This window comes from Haladaptatus sp. W1, from assembly GCF_001723155.1.
Classification (GTDB): Archaea; Halobacteriota; Halobacteria; order Halobacteriales; family Haladaptataceae; genus Haladaptatus; species Haladaptatus paucihalophilus.
Genome location: NZ_MEIH01000183.1, coordinates 1 through 821 on the forward strand (window position 1 = coordinate 1; position 821 = coordinate 821).

At 62.1% G+C, this 821-nt stretch carries 1 protein-coding gene and 1 pseudogene; one reads left to right on the forward strand and one right to left on the reverse strand.

Annotated features, from left to right (window positions below):
* Positions 1-274 (forward strand): arsenic resistance protein (locus tag BG842_RS31345; RefSeq protein WP_394327468.1); only part of this gene is annotated, 274 nt, incomplete at its 5' end.
* Between the two features lie 349 nt (positions 275-623).
* Here BG842_RS31345 and BG842_RS09295 read toward each other — a convergent pair.
* Positions 624-821, reverse strand: a pseudogene (locus BG842_RS09295) (PhzF family phenazine biosynthesis protein); the annotation flags it as partial.

Genomic DNA, 821 nt, shown 5'->3' on the forward strand with positions numbered 1-821 from the left:
GTTCCTGTTTCTCACCGTCCTCCGGGGGACGGCGGTGTCCGTTTCCATGACGCTCATCGCGCAGATGGTCCTCGTCTTCCTCGGTCTCCCCCTCGCACTCGGATACGTCGCGCAAAAAGTCGCGTTCCGCACGATGGGCCGAGAAGCGTACTACGAGCGCGTCATCCCGAAAATCGTCCCGTTCGGCTTGCTCGGGTTGCTGTTCACCGTCGTCGTGATGTTCGCTCTGAAAGGGGATTTCATCGTCTCGAACCCGACCAGATCGTCCTCATAGCGATTCCCTCCTGCTATTTTTCGTCGGATTGTGGACCATCGCATACGGTCTCGGCGCGCTTCTCGGCTTCGAGTACACCGAGAGCGTGAGCCTCGCCTTTACCGCCGCTCGAACAACTTCGAGTTGGCCATCGCGGTCGCGGTCGCCGTCTTCGGTATCGGGAGCAACGTCGCCTCGCGACGGTCGTCGGACCGCTCATCGAAGTTCCGGTGATGCTCGCGCTCGTTCGAGTCGCGCTCGCAACAAAGACCAACTGTTCGGCGACCGCTCGGGCGTTCCCGGCGGCGTATCGTCCGACTAACGACCGCGCGGTTCGAACCGTTTTCAGCACCTGTTTTTCCGCCGGGCGCTACAACAGGGTACCCTCGGCGACCGGAATCACGCGCCCGCCGACTCGCACGTCGATGTTCTCGTCCGTCCTCGAAGCGCGGAGGTGGAGGAGCGACGGTCGGCCCATCTCGTACCCCTGTTCGACCCGCACGTCGATGTCGTCCGAATCGAAGTAGCCGTGTTCGACCAGATAGGCCGCCAAACAGCCGTTCGAAGA